Annotated in this window: 15 protein-coding genes, 2 pseudogenes and 1 other annotated feature; of the genes and pseudogenes, 13 read left to right on the top strand and 4 right to left on the bottom strand. The window is 35.4% G+C overall.

Going from position 1 to position 18,829, the window contains the following annotated elements; genetic code table 11:
• Nucleotides 1-52: 52 nt before the first annotated feature.
• Both AC1DJR_RS12615 and AC1DJR_RS12610 read left to right on the top strand, forming a co-directional pair.
• Nucleotides 53-592, top strand: coding sequence for a PadR family transcriptional regulator (locus AC1DJR_RS12615; RefSeq protein ID WP_002086322.1), 540 nt, complete (start codon nucleotides 53-55; stop codon nucleotides 590-592).
• Between the two features lie 36 nt (nucleotides 593-628).
• Entirely contained in the window at nucleotides 629-2,185 is a 1,557-nt protein-coding gene (locus tag AC1DJR_RS12610) for an MFS transporter (RefSeq protein WP_477002737.1), read from the top strand.
• Nucleotides 2,186-2,258: 73 nt separating this feature from the next.
• On the opposite strand, the gene AC1DJR_RS12605 is transcribed toward AC1DJR_RS12610, so the two are convergent.
• Nucleotides 2,259-3,437, bottom strand: coding sequence for an MFS transporter (locus AC1DJR_RS12605; RefSeq protein WP_429686748.1), 1,179 nt, complete (start codon nucleotides 3,435-3,437; stop codon nucleotides 2,259-2,261).
• A gap of 159 nt (nucleotides 3,438-3,596) precedes the next feature.
• Between AC1DJR_RS12605 and AC1DJR_RS12600 the strand changes: the two genes are divergently transcribed.
• Nucleotides 3,597-3,911 (top strand): ArsR/SmtB family transcription factor, encoded by a 315-nt coding sequence (locus tag AC1DJR_RS12600; protein WP_429686749.1) that lies wholly within the window; start codon nucleotides 3,597-3,599, stop codon nucleotides 3,909-3,911.
• A 343-nt stretch (nucleotides 3,912-4,254) separates the two neighbouring features.
• On the top strand, nucleotides 4,255-5,523 hold the full coding sequence (locus tag AC1DJR_RS12595) for an MFS transporter (RefSeq protein WP_477002736.1): 1,269 nt from the start codon (nucleotides 4,255-4,257) through the stop codon (nucleotides 5,521-5,523).
• Between the two features lie 57 nt (nucleotides 5,524-5,580).
• Here AC1DJR_RS12595 and AC1DJR_RS12590 read toward each other — a convergent pair whose 3' ends face one another.
• Nucleotides 5,581-6,564, bottom strand: a complete 984-nt coding sequence (locus AC1DJR_RS12590; protein ID WP_002126759.1) for a ketoacyl-ACP synthase III — start codon at nucleotides 6,562-6,564, stop codon at nucleotides 5,581-5,583.
• A gap of 181 nt (nucleotides 6,565-6,745) precedes the next feature.
• Between AC1DJR_RS12590 and AC1DJR_RS12585 the strand changes: the two genes are divergently transcribed.
• The 7 genes and pseudogenes from AC1DJR_RS12585 (at nucleotide 6,746) to AC1DJR_RS12555 (ending at nucleotide 14,484) form a co-directional block, all read left to right on the top strand.
• Complete coding sequence (locus AC1DJR_RS12585; protein WP_429686751.1) at nucleotides 6,746-7,300, top strand: cobalamin biosynthesis protein CbiN; 555 nt, start codon at nucleotides 6,746-6,748, stop codon at nucleotides 7,298-7,300.
• 481 nt (nucleotides 7,301-7,781) lie between these two features.
• Nucleotides 7,782-8,959, top strand: a pseudogene (gene hflX, locus AC1DJR_RS12580) (GTPase HflX).
• 578 nt (nucleotides 8,960-9,537) lie between these two features.
• Entirely contained in the window at nucleotides 9,538-10,617 is a 1,080-nt protein-coding gene (locus tag AC1DJR_RS12575; RefSeq protein ID WP_477002735.1) for an RNA-guided endonuclease TnpB family protein, read from the top strand.
• A 203-nt stretch (nucleotides 10,618-10,820) separates the two neighbouring features.
• Entirely contained in the window at nucleotides 10,821-12,032 is a 1,212-nt protein-coding gene (locus tag AC1DJR_RS12570; protein ID WP_477002734.1) for an MFS transporter, read from the top strand.
• A 10-nt stretch (nucleotides 12,033-12,042) separates the two neighbouring features.
• Nucleotides 12,043-12,960 (top strand): cysteine synthase A, encoded by a 918-nt coding sequence (gene cysK, locus AC1DJR_RS12565; RefSeq protein WP_477002733.1) that lies wholly within the window; start codon nucleotides 12,043-12,045, stop codon nucleotides 12,958-12,960.
• Nucleotides 12,961-13,054: 94 nt separating this feature from the next.
• Nucleotides 13,055-13,567, top strand: coding sequence for a GNAT family N-acetyltransferase (locus AC1DJR_RS12560; protein ID WP_477002732.1), 513 nt, complete (start codon nucleotides 13,055-13,057; stop codon nucleotides 13,565-13,567).
• A gap of 92 nt (nucleotides 13,568-13,659) precedes the next feature.
• Nucleotides 13,660-14,484 carry a DUF4037 domain-containing protein gene (locus AC1DJR_RS12555; RefSeq protein ID WP_477002731.1) on the top strand — a complete coding sequence of 275 codons (825 nt, stop codon included), beginning with the start codon at nucleotides 13,660-13,662 and terminating at the stop codon, nucleotides 14,482-14,484.
• A 40-nt stretch (nucleotides 14,485-14,524) separates the two neighbouring features.
• On the opposite strand, the gene AC1DJR_RS12550 is transcribed toward AC1DJR_RS12555, so the two are convergent.
• Complete coding sequence (locus AC1DJR_RS12550) at nucleotides 14,525-15,973, bottom strand: putative polysaccharide biosynthesis protein (protein WP_477002730.1); 1,449 nt, start codon at nucleotides 15,971-15,973, stop codon at nucleotides 14,525-14,527.
• Between the two features lie 220 nt (nucleotides 15,974-16,193).
• Nucleotides 16,194-16,417 (top strand) — a binding site (T-box leader).
• Between the two features lie 297 nt (nucleotides 16,418-16,714).
• Between AC1DJR_RS12550 and AC1DJR_RS12545 the strand changes: the two genes are divergently transcribed.
• Nucleotides 16,715-18,052, top strand: coding sequence for a sodium-dependent transporter (locus tag AC1DJR_RS12545; RefSeq protein ID WP_429686757.1), 1,338 nt, complete (start codon nucleotides 16,715-16,717; stop codon nucleotides 18,050-18,052).
• A 39-nt stretch (nucleotides 18,053-18,091) separates the two neighbouring features.
• Here the strand turns inward: AC1DJR_RS12545 and AC1DJR_RS12540 are convergent.
• Nucleotides 18,092-18,289: pseudogene (locus tag AC1DJR_RS12540) on the bottom strand (polysaccharide deacetylase family protein); the annotation flags it as partial.
• Between the two features lie 282 nt (nucleotides 18,290-18,571).
• Between AC1DJR_RS12540 and AC1DJR_RS12535 the strand changes: the two are divergent.
• The coding region (locus AC1DJR_RS12535) for a CD3324 family protein (RefSeq protein WP_477002729.1) at nucleotides 18,572-18,829 on the top strand (258 nt) is incomplete at its 3' end.

Genomic DNA, 18,829 nt, shown 5'->3' with positions numbered 1-18,829 from the left:
TATTAACATTGTTAATATGATTATTGATTATATACTGTGTGGGGGTCTTATTTTGAAGGGAAGAGATGTTGTTTTAGGTTTATTAATGGAAAAAGAATTGTCTGGTTATGACATTAAAATTGTGTTTGAGGATGTATTTACTTACTTTTTTGATGGAAGCTTTGGAATGATTTATCCAACGTTACGACAATTGGAAAAGGAGGGGAAAATTAAAAAAGAAATTGTCATGCAAGAAGGGAAACCGAATAAGAAAATGTACTTTATTACAGATGAAGGGCGTGAAGAGTTTTATAAATACATGCAAACGGATGTAGAGAAAGACGTTTTACGTTCAGATTTTTTAATGAGGATGTATTTTGGCAATTATAGTGATGATAGGGCGATAAAAAAATGGATTGAAGACGAAATTGAAAGGAAAGAAGCGTACATTGCGGATCTTCGTTTGAAATATGAAAAATGGAGAGAAGGTATTACTTTCGTTGAAGAAATTTCGCTCGATGTAGGTATTGCATCATATAGTGCACAAGTAGAGATGTTGAAGAGGAAGTTACAGCAATTAGAAGCAAAAGAAAACAATAAAACGGAAGAATGAAAAACACGTTCACAATAAATAAAGGGGTAGATTAACATGGAGCAGTCAAAGGGTATTAAGATTGTCTTTTTAATGTGCTTAGGTATTTTTCTTTGTATGATTGATACAACGATTATGAATATAGCTTTACCAGCAATACAATCGAGTGTAAATACTTCATTAGAGAAGATGTCTTGGGTATTAAATGTTTATACAATGACGATTGCAGTACTCGCAATCCCGCTAGGACGGATAGCTGATATTTTTGGGAAAGCAAAGGTGTATATTCTCGGTTTAATTATTTTTGGTGGTGGATCAGTGCTTTGTGCTTTTGCTAATACAGGTGACTTCCTTATTTTTTCTCGTTTTATACAAAGTGTTGGAGCAGCAATTTTATTTCCGACAAGTATGGTAATTGGTGTATCAGCTATGCCGTTAGCAAAGAGGCATGTTGCACTTGCTATTTTAGGAGTAACGCAAGGATTGTCAGCTGCACTTGGTCCGGTAATAGGCGGAATTATTACGCAAAATGTAGGGTGGAGATGGGTGTTCTTCGTCAATGTTCCGATTTGTATTCTTGGAATCATTTTATGCTGTATTATGTTACAAGTAAAAAATGAAGAACGTATTATTTCAAAAATTGATTGGATTGGACTCATATTAAGTAGTTTAGCGATTTTTTCTTTTACTCTCGTATTAGTGAAAGGCAATACGTGGGGATGGCAAAGTAATATCGCTTGGTCTTGTTATGCAATTAGCACTATTTCTCTTATTCTATTTGTTCTAGTGGAACGAAAGATTCATAATCCGATGGTGAATTTAAAATTATTTAAAGATCGAATGTTTGTAGGGGCATCTATCGTTGTTATATTAAGTAATTTATTTTTAATTGGAGTAACTGTATTACTTCCAACATTCTTGACAAAAATAATTATTATTCCTTTTATGATATTAGGTGTTGGATATGGTTTAGTAGTGGGACCAATTACAGTTTTAAGTGCATCTTCGTTTGAAGGAGAATTATTAACTGCTTCTCAAAGTGTTGTATCAATGTTGCGGCAAGTAGGGATTGTATTAGCGGTTGCAATATTTGTATCTAATTTAACTCACAACTTATCTTTAAATAAAGAGAATGTATATCGTTATGCAGAAGAAAAAGTGCGTAATATTCATGTGAATAGTGCTCAGCAAGCTGAGATATTACAGGTAACAAAAGAAAAAATAGAGAAACAAAGTATAGAAACAAATGTAGAAAAGAAACAAAATGAAACATTGGTGGGATTAAGTAAAGAGAAAAAAGACGAACTAATTCACCAAAAAGTGGATGAAGTATTAAGTGGTGTTCCAGTAGAATATAGAGATATAAAAAGAGAAGAAATTACGAATCAAGTAACAAAAGAAGTTGAAAAACAAGAGGAGAGTATAAAGAAAGAAGTACTTGCATTTTCAAAAGATGTAAGTCGGTATGCCAAAAATAAGATGGCTATGAGTTTTACWGATTTATATAAAGCRAGTGTTCCAGTTATTTTAATTTGTGCTTTAGTAAGTTTGTTRTTTTGGGAAGGGAGAATTCGAATTAGTAGAAGAAAGAAGAAGTTAGTGGAAGAGTTGTAGTAATAAATATCACTCATATTATAAAATAGGCTACTATTCAAATAGATTTTGAATAGTAGCCTATTTTTATTTATTACAATAGTTTCGGATCCAATTTTTTACTGATTTGGGTGAGGATTAATCCGATGAAAACTTGTAAACTTCCTATCCATGTTATGTGTATGATAGAGCTATGTTCAATAATTATACTACCAATATAAGAACCAGTTGCAATTCCTATATTAAAAGAAGCAATATTTATAGCAGAAGCTACATGTGTAGTTTTAGGAGAAATACGATCTGCTAAAATCAAAGTATATAATTGAAGTCCTGGAACATTCATAAAGGCGAATAATCCCATTGAAGCTACAGTTATTAAACCAAGAATTTTGAATGGAGCTGCAAAGTATAACAATAAGAGTACAACCGTATGAAATATAAAGATGTTGGATAAGGAGTGGATGGGGTAAGTATTCGTCACCTTTCCACCGATTAAATTTCCGATTGCAATCATAATCCCATAGAGGAAAAGAATAATTGTTACGCTATTTAAAGAATACATTGTGACATCCTGTAACAGTGGAGAAAGGTAAGTAAATACTGTGAATGTTCCGCTCGAAATAAAAGCGGTTATAATAAATACTAATAATAATCTTGTATTTGTAAATAATTCTTTAAAATCTTTTAGTTTTGAAGGTGTGCCTTTTTCTTCGGATTTGGGCACAAGTAAAAGTGTTGAAATATATGCAATGACGCCGATAATTGTAATAAATAAGAAGGCCATTCTCCAGCCGAATTGTATACCGATGAATGTACCGATAGGAACACCGGTAACAGTTGCAATAGTAAGGCCAGAAAACATAATGGAAATTGCTTGTGCTCGTTTATTTTCTGGAACTAATGAAGCGGCCATTAATGAACCAATGGACATGAAAACACCATGCGAAAAAGAGGCTATAATTCTACCTATTAATAATACAAAGAGATTCGGAGCAAGAGCGGATATACCATTTCCAATTATAAAGACAAGCATGACTAATAATAACAATTTTTTTCTAGGTATCCCCGCTGTGAGAGAAGTTAGTACGGGGGCACCGATTGTTACACCTAACGCGTAAACAGTGACAGTTAGTCCCGCCATACTAACAGGAACAGCTAAATCATTAGAAATTAAAGGGAGTAGGCCAACACTTATAAATTCTGTGACACCGATGGCAAATGCTGAAATAGCCAATGTTAATAAGGCTAATGCTCGATTACGTTTTACATTCATTTTTATTACCTCCATGTTTTATAATTCGGCATATCGATAAATTCCGATTAATGTTTCTGTTAGCTATATTAATCGGTAATTCCCGATATGTCAAAATTAAAAATCAAACACATGACTGGACAAATTGACATATCGCAAATAGCCAATTAATATGGGGATATGAATAGAATCGAAATTTTTAAAGCTCTTTCAAATGATACACGTTTAAATATTTTGGAATGGTTGAAAGAACCAGAGAAATACTTTGATAAACCATCAGCACATTTATCAAGAAATATTAATGAAAAAGGCGGTGTGTGTGTAGGGGATATTCAAGAAAAAGCTAACCTTTCTCAATCAACCATTTCACAATATCTTTCTATGATGCAAAAAGCTGGGTTATTAGAATCGACAAGGCACGGTCAGTGGACATACTACCGGAGAAACGAAGCTACAATTCGAAAAATTACGGATTTTCTTAAAGATAACCTTTGATAAAAAATAAAAAATAAACAAAAAAGCACAAGTGAAAATTTGTGTTTTTTGTTTATTTTTATTGTAAATATGGAGTGAAAGCTCAATTGTTTAATCGTTAGTTATTACTAGAAATATTAGTGTTTATTTATAAAGAGCAAAGTTAGTATGGAATTCTAGATTCAATTCTTCTAAATTATGACTATAATATCTTTTATTATTAAAATTAGTAAAGTCAATTCCGGTGCAATGTTCTAGATTTCTATCTAAAATAATGGTAAAGTCTGGTTAGAAAATCTTTGTGAAGTAAAGGGAAGAATGAAATATTAAAAAGAGAGATTCATTTCATAAAGCAGGTGAGAAAATGCTAGATAAGGCGGATGCTTCAATAAGTAATCATATGTATACAGAAGAAGAGCAACAAAAATTATATAAACGAACGTTAATAATCGTAAGTATTTCACAAATGTTTGGCGGAGCGGGATTAGCTGCTGGAATTACAGTAGGTGCACTTCTTGCACAGCAAATGCTTGGGACGGATGCATATGCAGGATTACCGGCTGCTATGTTTACAATGGGATCTGCGGTAGCGGCTTTCTTTGTTGGGAAGTTATCGCAAAAATATGGTCGCCGAATAGGRCTKGCAACAGGSTTTATAGTAGGGGGAYTAGGAGCTATTGGAGTTGTATTGGCTGCTTTAACAAATAGTATTATTCTATTACTAGTCTCTTTACTCATATATGGTGCAGGTACAGCTACGAATTTACAAGCTCGTTATGCTGGTACCGATTTAGCGGATAAGAAGCAACGAGCAACTGCTGTTAGTATTACGATGGTYATGACGACTTTYGGTGCGGTTGCWGGWCCGAATTTAGTAGGCGTAATGGGRGAKTTTGCSCATTCAATTGGAATTCCTRAMCTWGCKGGYCCGTTCATATTATCAGCAGCGGCATTTATACTTGCGGGYCTTGTYCTTTTTRTTATGCTTCGTCCAGATCCRTTAATTATTGCTAACATAATAGAAAGATATAAACAGGAACATACATATAAAGGACAATCGGTAACTAATGAAACGTTAGAAAATAAAAGGGGTATTACCATCGGAGCAATCGTAATGATACTTACTCAAATAGTGATGGTTGCGATTATGACGATGACTCCAGTTCACATGGGACACCACGGTCATGGATTAAGTGCAGTAGGTCTCGTGATTGGTTTTCATGTAGGTGCAATGTACCTTCCATCACTTGTTACAGGAATGTTAATTGATAAAATTGGCCGTACTACGATGAGTATAGCTGGTGGGATGATTTTACTTGCAGCGGGTGTCATAGCTGCGATAGCACCGAGTGATTCTTTACTATTATTAATTGTTGCTCTTTCTTTACTTGGATTAGGATGGAATCTCGGATTGATTAGTGGTACAGCACAAATCGTTGACTCCACAACTCCTTCTACACGTGCTAAAACACAWGGGAAAATAGATGTTTTTATTGCGYTAGCCGGAGCTTCAGGTGGAGCGATGTCAGGAATGGTAGTAGCTAATTCCAGTTATGCGGCATTATCATTAGCGGGAGGATTGTTAGCATTATTGCTAATTCCTGTTGTGATATGGTCTCGGATAGGTAAATAAATTTCATGAAATTAAAAAGAGGTTCTAGTTATTCCCTAGAACTTCTTTTTAATGTATTTAACTTAAATCCCATGCCACAATAAGCCCTAAATGCGTAAGCCCACCACCAAATCCGTATAGCAAAAGTGTGTCTCCGTTATTTAATCTTCCTTTTTTTCTAGCTAAATCTAAAGCGAGTGGAATAGAGACKGAAGATGTATTCCCCATATCTTCCACACTCGTTAATGTTTTTTGAATAGATATTTTTGATTTTTCGCAAATAGATTCAATCATTCTTAAGTTAGCACTATGTGGTATGAACCAGTCTATATCATCTATTTGCAAATTTGCAGTATGTAATAGTTCTTTTATGCCGTATGGTACTGTTCGTACAGCCCATTTATATACTTCTCTTCCATTTTGAACAATTTTTTCACTTGTTTGTAGTGGTGTGCCATTCATAGTAGTAGATAAGTTTGTTCTGTATAGATGAATGCCACCGTCACCGTTTGTTCCCATGTGAGCAGCGATAAAGCTTGGTTTGTTTTCATCTCTTTCTAATAAAATAGCTCCAGCGCCATCACCGAACAAAATACAGGACGTTCTATCGGTGTAATCAGTAACTTTAGATAATGTCTCTGTCGCTATGACGAGTACTTTTTGATGTGATCCAGAAGTGATTAAGCTATTCCCGACATGCAGTCCGTATGTGAAACCAGCGCAAGTCGCATTTAAATCAAAAGCTAGTGTATGAGGTATGTTGAAGTATTGTTGTATTTGGCAAGCAACACTAGGGAAAACATAGTCAGCAGTAGTTGTAGCGACGATGATACAGTCAATATCCTCTAAGTTTTTCTTATATGTTGTACACAAATTTTCGATTGCTTTAATGGCTAAGTGTGAGGAGTATTCGTCTTCGTTAGCAATTCTTCTTTCTTTCATGCCTGTTCTTTGTACAATCCATTCATCATTCGTATGGACCATCTTTTCTAAATCGTTATTAGACAATACTTGATCTGGAACATAAGTACCAATTGCGGTAATACGAGATTTAGAATTCATAGGGACATCTCCTAATTTTTATTTTATAACCTGATACTAATATCAGGTTATAAAATTGTCAATAAAGACTTTTATTGTATGGAAACGATAATGTTTAATTTACTCTGTAGGAATTTGGCGAGTAGCGTAAAAATAATATACGAGAAGCTTTTGAAATTGATAATGAAGGGAGTGGGGCTCCTTGAAAAGAATTTTGCGCATGTTGCCTGTTGTCATTATTTGTAGCTTTATTCTTATTGTTTTTCCAGATAAATCTTATGCTTGTGACTGTATTAAAAAATCTCCAGAGGATGCATTTCAAAAAAATGATGTGGTGTTTGAGGGGAAAGTAATTGAGGTTGGAAGGAAAGAAGGGATTGGAACTGAAGTTTTATTTGAAGTGAAGAATATTTGGAAAGGGACAAGTTCTTCGCAAATTATTGTATATACAAATGGTGGTGATTGTGTGTTTCACTTTGTAGAGGGAGGAGAGTACTTAGTATATTCTTCTCAAAGAGGATCAGAAAAACAATTACACACACATAGTTGTAGTAGAACGAAGAGATTAGATGAGGCAGGGGCGGACAAAGTGGCTTTAAGTCAATTTACAAAAGAGTCTGTTCCGACGAAAAAAGTGGATTTAAAAGATGAAATGGTAAGCGGTTTAAGTTGGTGGAAAGTTGCTATCATTTCTATAGGTGTGTTATTAATAATTGCTTTTGTTATTTTTATTGTGAGAAGAACTCGCAAAAAATGACGATTAAAGTAAAAATACAAAGATTTTCTTTCTGTCTCTATAGGTGGTTTCATCTTGTGAAAGCGAATTACTTATGCTACACTTTATGTAACTTAAAATGAACGGAGGGGCTTCCTTTGATCTTAATCAGATTACGTCTCAATACTTTGTGCCGATAATTGAATAGCGCTCAAAGGCTCTGTCTGTGTACAGAGTGAACGGGATTGGTCTGCCTATTTTAAAGGAACCCTTTATTAAGCTTATATGTGAAAAAGAGGGAGGGACGAATACGCCCTCTTTTTGTTTTGCCTTTATAAATAGAATGGGATAGTATAAGTGAACACTTGTTGGATACGTATACTATCTTAGGACTTTTTGACCATGTTATAGGACGAAAGCATTGCTTTCTTCTATTTCTTTGGTGAACCCTTATCCGTTTACGAAAACACAGGCAGTAACCTGTGTTTTTTATTTTGCGTAATCGAAATGGAGGAATAAATATATGGAAGAATTATTACAAAGAGCAATATTAGTTGGAGTAAATTTAGGTAAAGAAGCTGATTTTGCATATTCGATGGAAGAGTTAGCAAATCTTACGGAAGCTTGTGATGTGGAAGTAATCGGTCAAGTGACGCAAAATTTACAACGAGTAAATCCGTCGCATTATATTGGAAAAGGGAAGATTGAAGAAGTAGCAGCGTATGTGAAAGAAGCAGATGCAAATATGGTCATCTTTAATGATGAATTATCTCCTTCACAAATTCGAAATTTAGAAGAGGATTTAGATTGTAAAGTAATTGATCGTACATGATGCCTCGTTTAATCGGTCTTCGTGAATCTTTAGGAAGACAAAGCGGGGGAGTTGGCACGAAAAATAAAGGTGTCGGTGAGAAGAAGTTGGAATTAGATCGTCGTAAAATTGAAGAACAAATTGCAGCTCTAAATAAAGAATTAGAAGCACTTGTTGCACAGCGCCAAACGCAGCGTAAACAACGTAAGAAAAATGAAATTCCAGTTGTGTCGTTAGTAGGATATACGAATGCAGGTAAATCAACGATAATGAATACGATGCTTGAAATTTTTAATGGTACTGTAGAGAAACAAGTATTTGAAAAAGATATGTTATTTGCGACGTTAGAGACATCTGTACGAAATATTGATTTGCCGGATAATAAATCATTTTTATTAACGGATACTGTTGGATTTGTAAGTAAGTTACCGCATCATCTTGTGAAAGCATTCCGTTCAACGCTAGAGGAAGTGGCGGAAGCAGATTTACTTATTCACGTTGTAGATTACTCAAATCCCAATTATGAGCAATTAATTGATATTACAAATGAAACGTTAAAGAAAATTGGCGTGGAAAATATCCCGACGATTTATGCATACAACAAATCAGATTTGGTAGATGTTGAAATTCCGAAAGTGCAAGAAGATCGCGTTTATCTATCTGCGAAGAAACATGTTGGAATTAAAGAGCTTGTAGAAGTAGTTCGCTCACACATTTATAAAGAGTATACGACGTGTGAAATGTTAATTCCGTATGATCAAGGGCAGGTAGTTTCGTATTTCAACAATCATGCACACGTTTTATCTACGAGTTATGAAAACGAAGGTGCGAAAATGGCACTAGAATGTAAGACGAGTGATTATGAGAAATATAAGCGTTTTTCTATTTAATAAAAAAAGGCGATCCTAATATGTTTTAGGATCGTCTTTTTCTTCATAATTGCAAGCCTTCCTTTCGTCCTGCCTTAGATATAAAAGAAAATACAAAGAGTTCATATGAATAAATCCGACAAAGCACATAGAAAAAATATATTTTTTTAGAAGTTGAATTTCTGGAAAAAGAAATGAAACCAGTATAGAATAGAAATGTTTCAAAACTCAGAATTTATTCTGATTAAAGTCTAAATTTATTGCAGCCCTTTCCGAACGAGAAAGCCCATCGCCTTTAGGCATGGGATGAAAGTGAGGTTGGATACGGAGTGCCACTGAAAATCGCAAGGTTCGTGGTACTTTAAGTATCCAAAGTATAGGTAGTTTCTTCGAGTCTTTTTGTTGTAATTTTTCGAAAGTAAATGATACATTGTAACTAGAATCAACGATGATAGAAGTACGTTTCAAAGTGTTTGAGAGGAAAATCTCCTCACCTCATGTAGTTGTAAAGTTTATGGACACGTTCTTATTTTGTTTCTATTGCTAGAAATGTATCAAATGAACGATGTTGAAAATCAAAAAACAAGGGGATGAAACGTATGTCACAGACCCTARCAGTGAAAGTGAAATTGATTCCAACAAAAGAGCAAATCCGTTTATTAGAACAAAGTAGTCACGAATATATCAAAGTTATAAATACACTTGTATCAGAAATGGTTAAAGCAAAGAAAAGTACGAAAAAAAGCACAAAAGATATCGAAGCAAATATTCCAAGTGCGGTGAAGAATCAAGCAATCAAAGACGCGAAAAGTTTGTTTGCTACAAAAGTAAAGAAAAGCAATTATAAAATCATTCCGATTTTAAAGAGGCCTGTTTGTATATGGAACAATCAAAATTATTCGTTTGACGCCACTCATATTTCAATTCCGTTTAAGGTAAATGGAAAGTCGACTCGTGTAAAAATCCGAGCTTTATTAAGCGATAAAAACAATCGCAATCTGAATCTATTAAAACATAAATTAGGCACACTTCGCATCACAAAGAAATCGAATAAGTGGATAGCCCAAATATCTGTCACACTTCCTACAAATAAAAGGACAGGAACGAAAATTTTAGGAGTAGACTTAGGTCTCAAGGTCCCCGCAGTAGCAATCACAGAGGATGATAAGATTCGTTTTTTTGGAAATGGTAGGCAAAACAAATGTAAGAAGCGTAAGTTTCGGTGTATTCGTAAGAAATTAGGAAAAGCCAAAAAAGTGAATGCTATTCGGCGATTGGATGATAAAGAACAAAGATGGATGCAAGATAAAGATCATAAAATAAGTCGTGAAATCATTAATTTTGCGATTGCAAATCATATTTCTGTCATTCGATTAGAACAATTAACGAATATAAGACAGACGGCAAGAACAAGCCGTAAAAACGAAAAAAACCTACACACTTGGTCATTCTATCGTTTGTCAAAATTTATTGAATATAAAGCGATATTAGCTGATATTCAGGTTGAATATGTGAATCCAGCTTATACAAGTCAAAGCTGTCCGAAATGCGCTGAAAAGAACAGGGCACAAGACAGAAAGTACAAGTGTCAATGTGGGTTTGAGACACACCGTGACATCGTTGGGGCGATGAATATTCGCTACGCAACTGTGATTGATGGTAACAGTCAATCAGCCTAAGCACCTATATGGTCTGGTTTAGGAGGGGCAATGAGATGCCCTCATCTTGAAGGCTGTTCAAAACAGAAATGGACTGCGAACGTTTAGTCATTCAAGAATCCCACCCGTAATTCCGTAAGGATTCGGGCTTGCGACTTTAGTCGTGGGAGTCTCAAACTAACTGTAATAAATATATATTTTGTACAGGAAGGAGAAATACACATATGCAGGCAGTTTCACAAAAAAATACAGTAGAAACACCGACGATATATCGAATATTATTTGCGATTAGTTTCGGACATTTTTTGAATGATTCGATGCAAGCAGTTGTGCCAGCGTTGTTTCCTATTTTGGAAAAAACGATGAATTTATCCTATATGCAAGTAGGGTGGATTGCGTTTGCGTTAAATATGACGTCATCGATTATGCAGCCGGTTTTTGGGATGTATTCAGATAAGAAGCCGTCACCATTTTTATTACCGCTCGGTATGTTTTCGAGTATGCTTGGGATGATTGGACTCGCATTTGCACCGAACTTTATAGTTGTTATTATTTCTGTTTTATTTATTGGATTAGGTTCCGCGGTCTTTCATCCGGAGGGCGCTCGTGTTGCTTACATGGCAGCCGGTGCAAAACGAGGTTTAGCACAAGCGATTTATCAAGTGGGAGGAAATACAGGGAATTCGCTAGCACCTATTTTTACAGCATTAATTTTCGTTCCGCTCGGTCAAATTGGTTCTTTAGGTTTTACAGCCTTTGCAGCAGTTGGAATTGTATTACTAATTTTCGTATCAAATTGGTATAAAAATGAATTAGCCACTGGTGCTGTAAGAAGGAAAAAGAGGGCTGCACTTGAGGCTGAAAATGCGATTGTAAGTACGCACATTAAATTTGTTATTATACTTCTTGTTTTTCTAACATTCGTACGTTCTTGGTACGGTGCTGGTATCGGGAATTTCTATCAATTTTATTTAATAGAGCATTACGGTTTATCTATAAAAAATGCACAGTATTTCGTCTTCGCTTTTATGATTGCTGGTGTATTAGGTACTTTCTTTGGTGGTCCGCTAGCGGATCGATTCGGTAAGAAAAAAATTATTGTCTTTTCGATGCTCGGTTCAGCGCCGCTTGCACTATTGTTACCTCACGTTTCTCTTATGTGGGTTGTACCGTTATTTTTATGCATTGGATTTATTAGCTCTAGTAGTTTTAGTGTAATCGTTGTATATGCACAAGAACTTGTTCCAGGGAAAGTTGGAATGGTGTCAGGATTAATTGTCGGTCTTGCGTTTGGYCTTGGAGCATTAGGTGCTGTAGTCCTTGGGAAATTAGCTGATATGTATAGTCTTCAATTTATTATGCTATTATGTAGTKGTTTACCATTAATTGGACTKACTTCATTGTTACTGCCAAATGATAAGAAAACGATAGAATAGGRGATGYGCTATGAAAKTATGTGAAAACATTACAGAATTAATAGGAGGTACACCTGTTGTCCGATTATCTAAATTTATTCCAGAGGACGCAGCGGATGTGTATGTAAAACTGGAAATGTTTAATCCGTCACGCAGTGTGAAAGATCGTGCTGCCTATAACTTAATTCATATTGCCGAGGAACACGGTCTCATTAAGCCAGGTGATACAATTATTGAACCGACAAGTGGAAATACAGGAATTGGCTTAGCGATGAATGCAGCTGCTAAAGGATATAAAGCTATTTTAATTATGCCAGATAATATGTCAAAAGAGCGCATTAATTTATTGAAAGCATACGGTGCAGAAGTAGTTTTAACACCAGCGGAACAAAGAATGCCAGGAGCGATTGCTAAGGCGGTAGCGTTACAAAAAGAAATTCCAAATAGTTTTATTCCGCAGCAATTTGAAAACCCAGCAAATCCGAATATACATCGTTATACGACTGCGCTTGAAATTTATGAACAAATGGATGGAGAGCTTGATGCATTTGTAGCAACGGCGGGAACGGGTGGAACAATTACAGGGACCGGTGAAACGTTAAAAGAGAAACTACCAAACTTATATATTGCAGTAGTAGAACCGAAAGGATCCCCAGTGTTATCTGGCGGTGTTCCAGGACCTCATAAACTAGTAGGAACAAGTCCGGGGTTTATCCCGAAGAACTTAAATACAGAAGTGTATAACGAAATTATTCAAATTGCAGATGAAGAGGCTTTAACGACAATGAGGAACTTGGCAAGACAAGAAGGATTACTAGTAGGGCCATCTTCAGGAGCTTCTGTTTACGCAGCAATAATGATAGCGAAGCGTTTAGGTGCTGGTAAAAAAGTTTTATGTATTGCACCTGATACAGGTGAGCGTTATTTGAGTATGGGGCTATTTGAATAAAAGTGATAGAAGCACCTTAATAGTAAGGATGAAAATCCGCTATTAAGGTGCTTCTTTTAGAAAAATAGATAATGGGTGAGTGGGGAGAATGACAATGAAGCTATTGAAACCAACATACGAATATAGCGAACAAATTATGGAGTATAGGCAGGCATTTTTACATGCAGGAGAACAACCACACGGCAGTAGCTCTCTACAAAATTTTGATTCTCTTGATGAATGGTTTGAAAAAGTGAGTAAACAAGAACTAGGAGAAAATTTACTGGCTAATCGAGTGCCATCTAGTCAGTTTTTAAGTTTTGAAAAAGGGGAAATTATAGGTTTTGTGAATATTAGACATCGATTAAACGAAGATTTATTGCGGGAAAGTGGTCATATTGGATATAGTGTCCATCCGAATAAACGTCGCCAAGGTTATGCGACAAAACAATTGAAACTCACATTAGGTGAAGCGCAAAAGTTAGGGTTGCAGAGAGTGTTAATAACTTGCGATAAAGTTAATATCGCATCGGCTAAAACGATTCAAAAGGTTGGCGGTGTGTTAGAARATGAAGTRGTTTCTTCTAATTCTGGCGAARTTGTTCAGCGTTATTGGGTAGAAATATGATTTAGTGGGAATTTGAAAAGGTAATATAATGTTAAATATCGAAATAGATAAATGAAAAGTAAGGGAGTACTGCAGTTTTAGGGGGAAATGCAATGGKATTAAAAGAGAAAGCGATAGAGATGTCGGAGATTTATAGGCAAAACCAGAAAGTCGAAGCTATTATTTTAGCAGGMTCTGTAGCGAGAAAGTTAGAAGATGAACATTCAGATATTGAATTACATATTTTATGGTCAGAACCACCAGAGGATGAAGAGCGTCTAGGTCCAATTAATAATATTGGTGGAACGATTTTGTCATATCATCCTTACGAGGACGAAGAATGGTCGGAAACGTATTTGACGAAAGAAGGAATTAAACTAGAGATTAGTAACTTTTTAACATTAACAGTAGAAAAAATTATTTCAGAAGTTATAGAGCAGTATGATACAAATTATGAGAAACAATGTATTGTATCATCGGTTCATGATGGTGTGAGTTTGTATGGAGAAGTAAAAGTACATGCTCTAAAAGATAGGATTGAAGTATATCCAGAAGAACTGGCGAAAAGGATGATTTCAGAAAACCTTTGGTTAAGCAATCGTTGGCATAATCGAGAGGCGCTTTTAAAACGRAAAGAYTGGCTTATGCTTTATGATGTTATTTGTGAAGTGCAAAGAAATGTATTGGGTGTCTTGTTTGGAATGAACCGAATGTACGTRCAYCATCCTGCATTTAAATGGATGCCATATAATGTGGAACGAATGAGTATCAAACCTGAAAATCTATATGAGCGTATGGCGAATACGTTAATAGGGAAACCGGAGTATAGTGTACAGGAGTTAGAAGTGTTGATCGAAGAGGTATTACATTTAGTAGAACAATATGCTCCAGAATTAAATATTGCTGAACAACAAAAGCGCATTCAATATGCGAAGTAAAAAAACAAGAGATGTAACAACGCGTTACATCTCTTGTTTTTTATTTTACTAACTTTCCTAATACAGGTAAACGTTGAATACGGTCACCGAGAATATGCGAAGCAAGTCCACTCGTTAATACGAATAAAAGATAAACAAGTCCTCCTGCTGCGGCGCATATAAACACAATGATTAGTGATTCTATATAAGATTGGCCAGGAATAATCCAGCTTATAATTGCTCTTAATACAATTACAACAGCAGACATTGCCGCGGAGTAAATCGTAATAAGAAATACTGTTTTTGCTGTTTCACCAATTTTGAATTTGGCAAACTTAACGATGCAGTACAACATAATAATATTTGAAACGAGATATCCAAGAATTGTTCCAAGTACAGCACCATGTCCACCGAATAAATGTAAGAGCGGTGTGTTCACTAAAACCTTAACGAGAATACCGACTGAGAATGCAATCATTGTTTTTCTTTGATAATCAATTCCTTGTAATATAGCAGCTGAAACTGTAAAAATCGCACTTAATACAGCAGAAGGTGCAAATGAAATTAAATATTGTGATCCACCAAGTGCAATTTCAGGATTTACATAAACCATGCGGAATGCATCGTAAGCGATACTAGCTAAACCGAATGCTGCTGGGATAGTGAAGAATAACAATACTTGAAATATCTTTGAAATTTGTCCTTGTAATTCATCTAGCTTCCCGCTTGTAAATGATTTCGTTATAGCTGGAATTATCGTTAATGAGAATCCGGTTGCAAGTGAAGCTGGAATCATAATTAACTTTTGGGCATAGTTCGTTATATAAGCGAAGACTGCATTAGCGGTTTCTAAAGGYTCTCCCATYGCTCTAAGGACATCAGCTACGGTATATTGCCCGATAACAGCGCCAAATGTAGCAACTGCAACAGAAGAGGCTACTGAACCTCCTAATAGTTTTGAGACGATAAAACTACCAACTAAAATGAAAACGACACGTGCGATTTGTTCTACGACTTGAGAAACAGCACTTGGTTTCATATGTTGAAAACCTTGGAAATAACCACGTGTAACACTCATAGCTGGTACGATAATAAGCGCGAAGCTTAATGCTCGCATCGTAAGTGTTACGTCGGCGATAAATTGTGGATCTGGCGTTTTCGAGCGAATAATAAATTGTGATATGTATGGTGCTGCAATAAATAAAATTAAAAATCCTAAAAAGCCCATAAACAACATCAATTTTACGCTAGAGTTGTATAATTTTTTACTTGTACTATAATCACCAAGCGCATTATGTTTTGCAACAAATTTKGAGACGGCAATAGGAATACCAGCTGTTGAAAAGCTTAATAAAATACCGTACCAAGAGTATGCRTATCCRTATAAAGCGACCCCTTGCGTTCCAACTAATAATTGAAAAGGGAAGAAGTATATAAAACCTAAAATTCGTGAAATCATTGTTGCACCACTTAATAAAGCRGTRCCTTTTAAAACTTTTGAAGTAGACAAAATYCTTTCCTCCTACTCGTGCTGTCTTGCATTCATCGTATACTACTATAAACCTGCTAGAGAAGTTAATACAGTATAAACCATAAATGTTCTAATACTATTCATACAAAAGTCATATTTTGAATTTTTAAATAGAATGTAATACATAAAAATTCAAAATATAAGTTGACACTATTTTTAATGTATGATAAAAATGATAGTAATCAATTCGGAAAATAATATTTGAGCAATGAAAGGGTATAGTAGTGAAAATCTCCCTATTTCAGAGAGCTGATGGTTGGTGTGAATCAGTATATAGATTATTCATGAAGTTCGTCCTGGAGCATCTTTCATAAATCTCGCATTGTGAGGAAATGAAAGACGGTAGTGCATACCGTTATCAAATAAAGTGGTGAAGATTTTTTTCACAACTAGGGTGGTACCGCGATATWTATCGTCCCTACGTATTTACGTAGGGACGTTTTTTATTTAGGTCTTAACTTTGTTGTGTCTTCATAACTAGGGTGGTACCGCGATATTTTATCGTCCCTACGTATTTGCGTAGGGGCGTTTTTATTTAGGGATTACTTTTGTTGTATCTTCATAACTAGGGTGGTACCGCGATATTTTTTGTCGTCCCTACGTATTTACGTAGGGGCGTTTTTTATTTGGGAGGAAGTGGGCGTATTAGAAAAGAGTGTAGATAGAATTATATAAATATCGAATTGTAAACTGAAACAGATACAGAGAGGAGATTAACAGATGAATTCACAGCAATGGACATCGAAATTAGGTTTCATATTAGCTGCAGCAGGTTCAGCAATCGGTCTTGGGGCGATTTGGAAATTCCCGTATATGGCCGGCATCGGAGGAGGCGGCGCGTTCTTCCTTATTTTCATCGGCTTCACATTATTAATTGGTTTACCGCTATTATTAGCTGAATTCGTAATTGGAAGAAGTACACAAAAAGAGGCTGTTGATGCGTACAGAGAAATTGCACCGAAAACTTTATGGCCGTGGTTAGGTAAATTAGGGATTGTAACATGTTTCATATTACTTTCTTTCTACAGTGTTGTAGGGGGTTGGATTATATTATATTTATGGAATGCAATTACAGGTAGACTATGGGAAGGAAATGGGGCGTACGAAGCTACGTTCGGTGAAATCATTTCCAATCCGTATTTAGCAGTTGGATCACAGCTATTATTCATCCTTATTACTATTTTTATCGTAAGTAAAGGTGTACAAAATGGTGTTGAAAAAGTAAATAAATATTTCATGCCAGCACTATTCGTTTTATTCTTTGTATTAATTGTTCGTGCACTTACGTTAGACGGTGCTGGAGAAGGAGTTCGATTCTTCCTACAACCTGATTTCTCAAACGTAACGTCAGAAATCATTTTATATGCAATGGGGCAATCGTTCTTCTCGCTATCTGTCGGTGTAGCCGTTATGGTGACGTATAGTTCATACTTACCGAAAGAAGAAAGTTTACCGCGTTCAGCATTTTCTATCGTAGCTTTAACACTTGTTATTACATTACTTGCAGGACTTGCAATTTTCCCAGTTGTGTTCGCATTTGGGATGGAACCATCTCAAGGGCCGGGACTATTATTTATCGTATTGCCAGCTATTTTCAGTAAAATGGCGTTCGGAAAATTATTCTTCATCGTGTTCTTATTACTATTCTTCTTTGCTACTGTTACATCAGCAATTTCGATGTTAGAAATTAGCGTCGCATCTTTAACTGCAAAAGGTAAAGGGAAACGTGAAAAAATGGCCTTAATCGTAGGATTATTAATCTTCGTTGTTGGGGTACCATCAGCATTATCGTTCGGTTTGTTAAGCGATGTGAAACCATTTGGAAAAACAATTTTTGATTTAGCAGACTATGCGGTTAGTAACATACTAATGCCACTTGGCGTATTGCTGGTTTCCATCTTCGTTCCTTTAAAAATGAAGAAAGATGTATTAATGAAAGAGCTTGGTGTAAGTAAAAACAAAGGTTATAAATTGTTCGTATTATGGTTATTTTTACTTCGTTTTATCGCACCAATTGCGATTATTATCGTATTCTTAAATGTACTTGGCATTATTTAATAAGAAAGGTAGCGTATCGCTCTATGATACGCTACCTTTTTATTTTGCTCTTTTTTGCAGTTCGTTTACCGTTACGAACTGATAGCCCTTCTTAGATAAAGAGTCTAAAATACCTTCAATGGTCTGTAAATTTTCATTAGACTCATCATACATAGAGTGCAGTAAAATAATAGAACCTGGTTTTATATTTTTATTAATATATTCAACTTTATCAGCAAAAGATTTATAAAAAGTATTATATCAAACTAAGTAATTTCATGCTTTAAAAAGGATGTGGATGCAAGGGGAAGGAATTTATCATATAATAAAATGAAAAATGTATATTAGGAGGTGTTAATATGGCGATTACAATTCAATTGCCAGACACTGCAACGTCTCATGCAAAGCCAAGTATGGAAATGGCGATACTTTGCGTGAGGTAGACAAGTAATTTACAATCGCTAAAATGAGCTCGTATCATTTCTATATTTGGCTTTGCACCTTATTGGAAAGAAAGATAAAAATAAGGGGCGAGCAGAAATGAAATACGTAAAGGCTAAGGCTGTTTTACCAGAAAGTTTAATTGCTGAAATTCAAAAGTATATACAAGGTGAAACAATTTACATTCCAAAACAAGAAACAAAACATTATAAATGGGGTACACGATCTGGAGGAAGAAAGCAACTTGATGAACGAAATCAAGCGATTAAAGACGCTTTTAAAAGTGGAATTGCTATTCATCAACTTGCAGAAGAATATTTTCTTTCTGGAGAAACGATTAAAAAGATTGTGTATTCC

The sequence above is a fragment of the Bacillus sp. 05T31 genome, assembly GCF_056396725.1.
The sequence above is the reverse complement of the archived record's forward strand: the minus strand, read 5'-3'. Positions and strand labels throughout refer to the sequence as shown.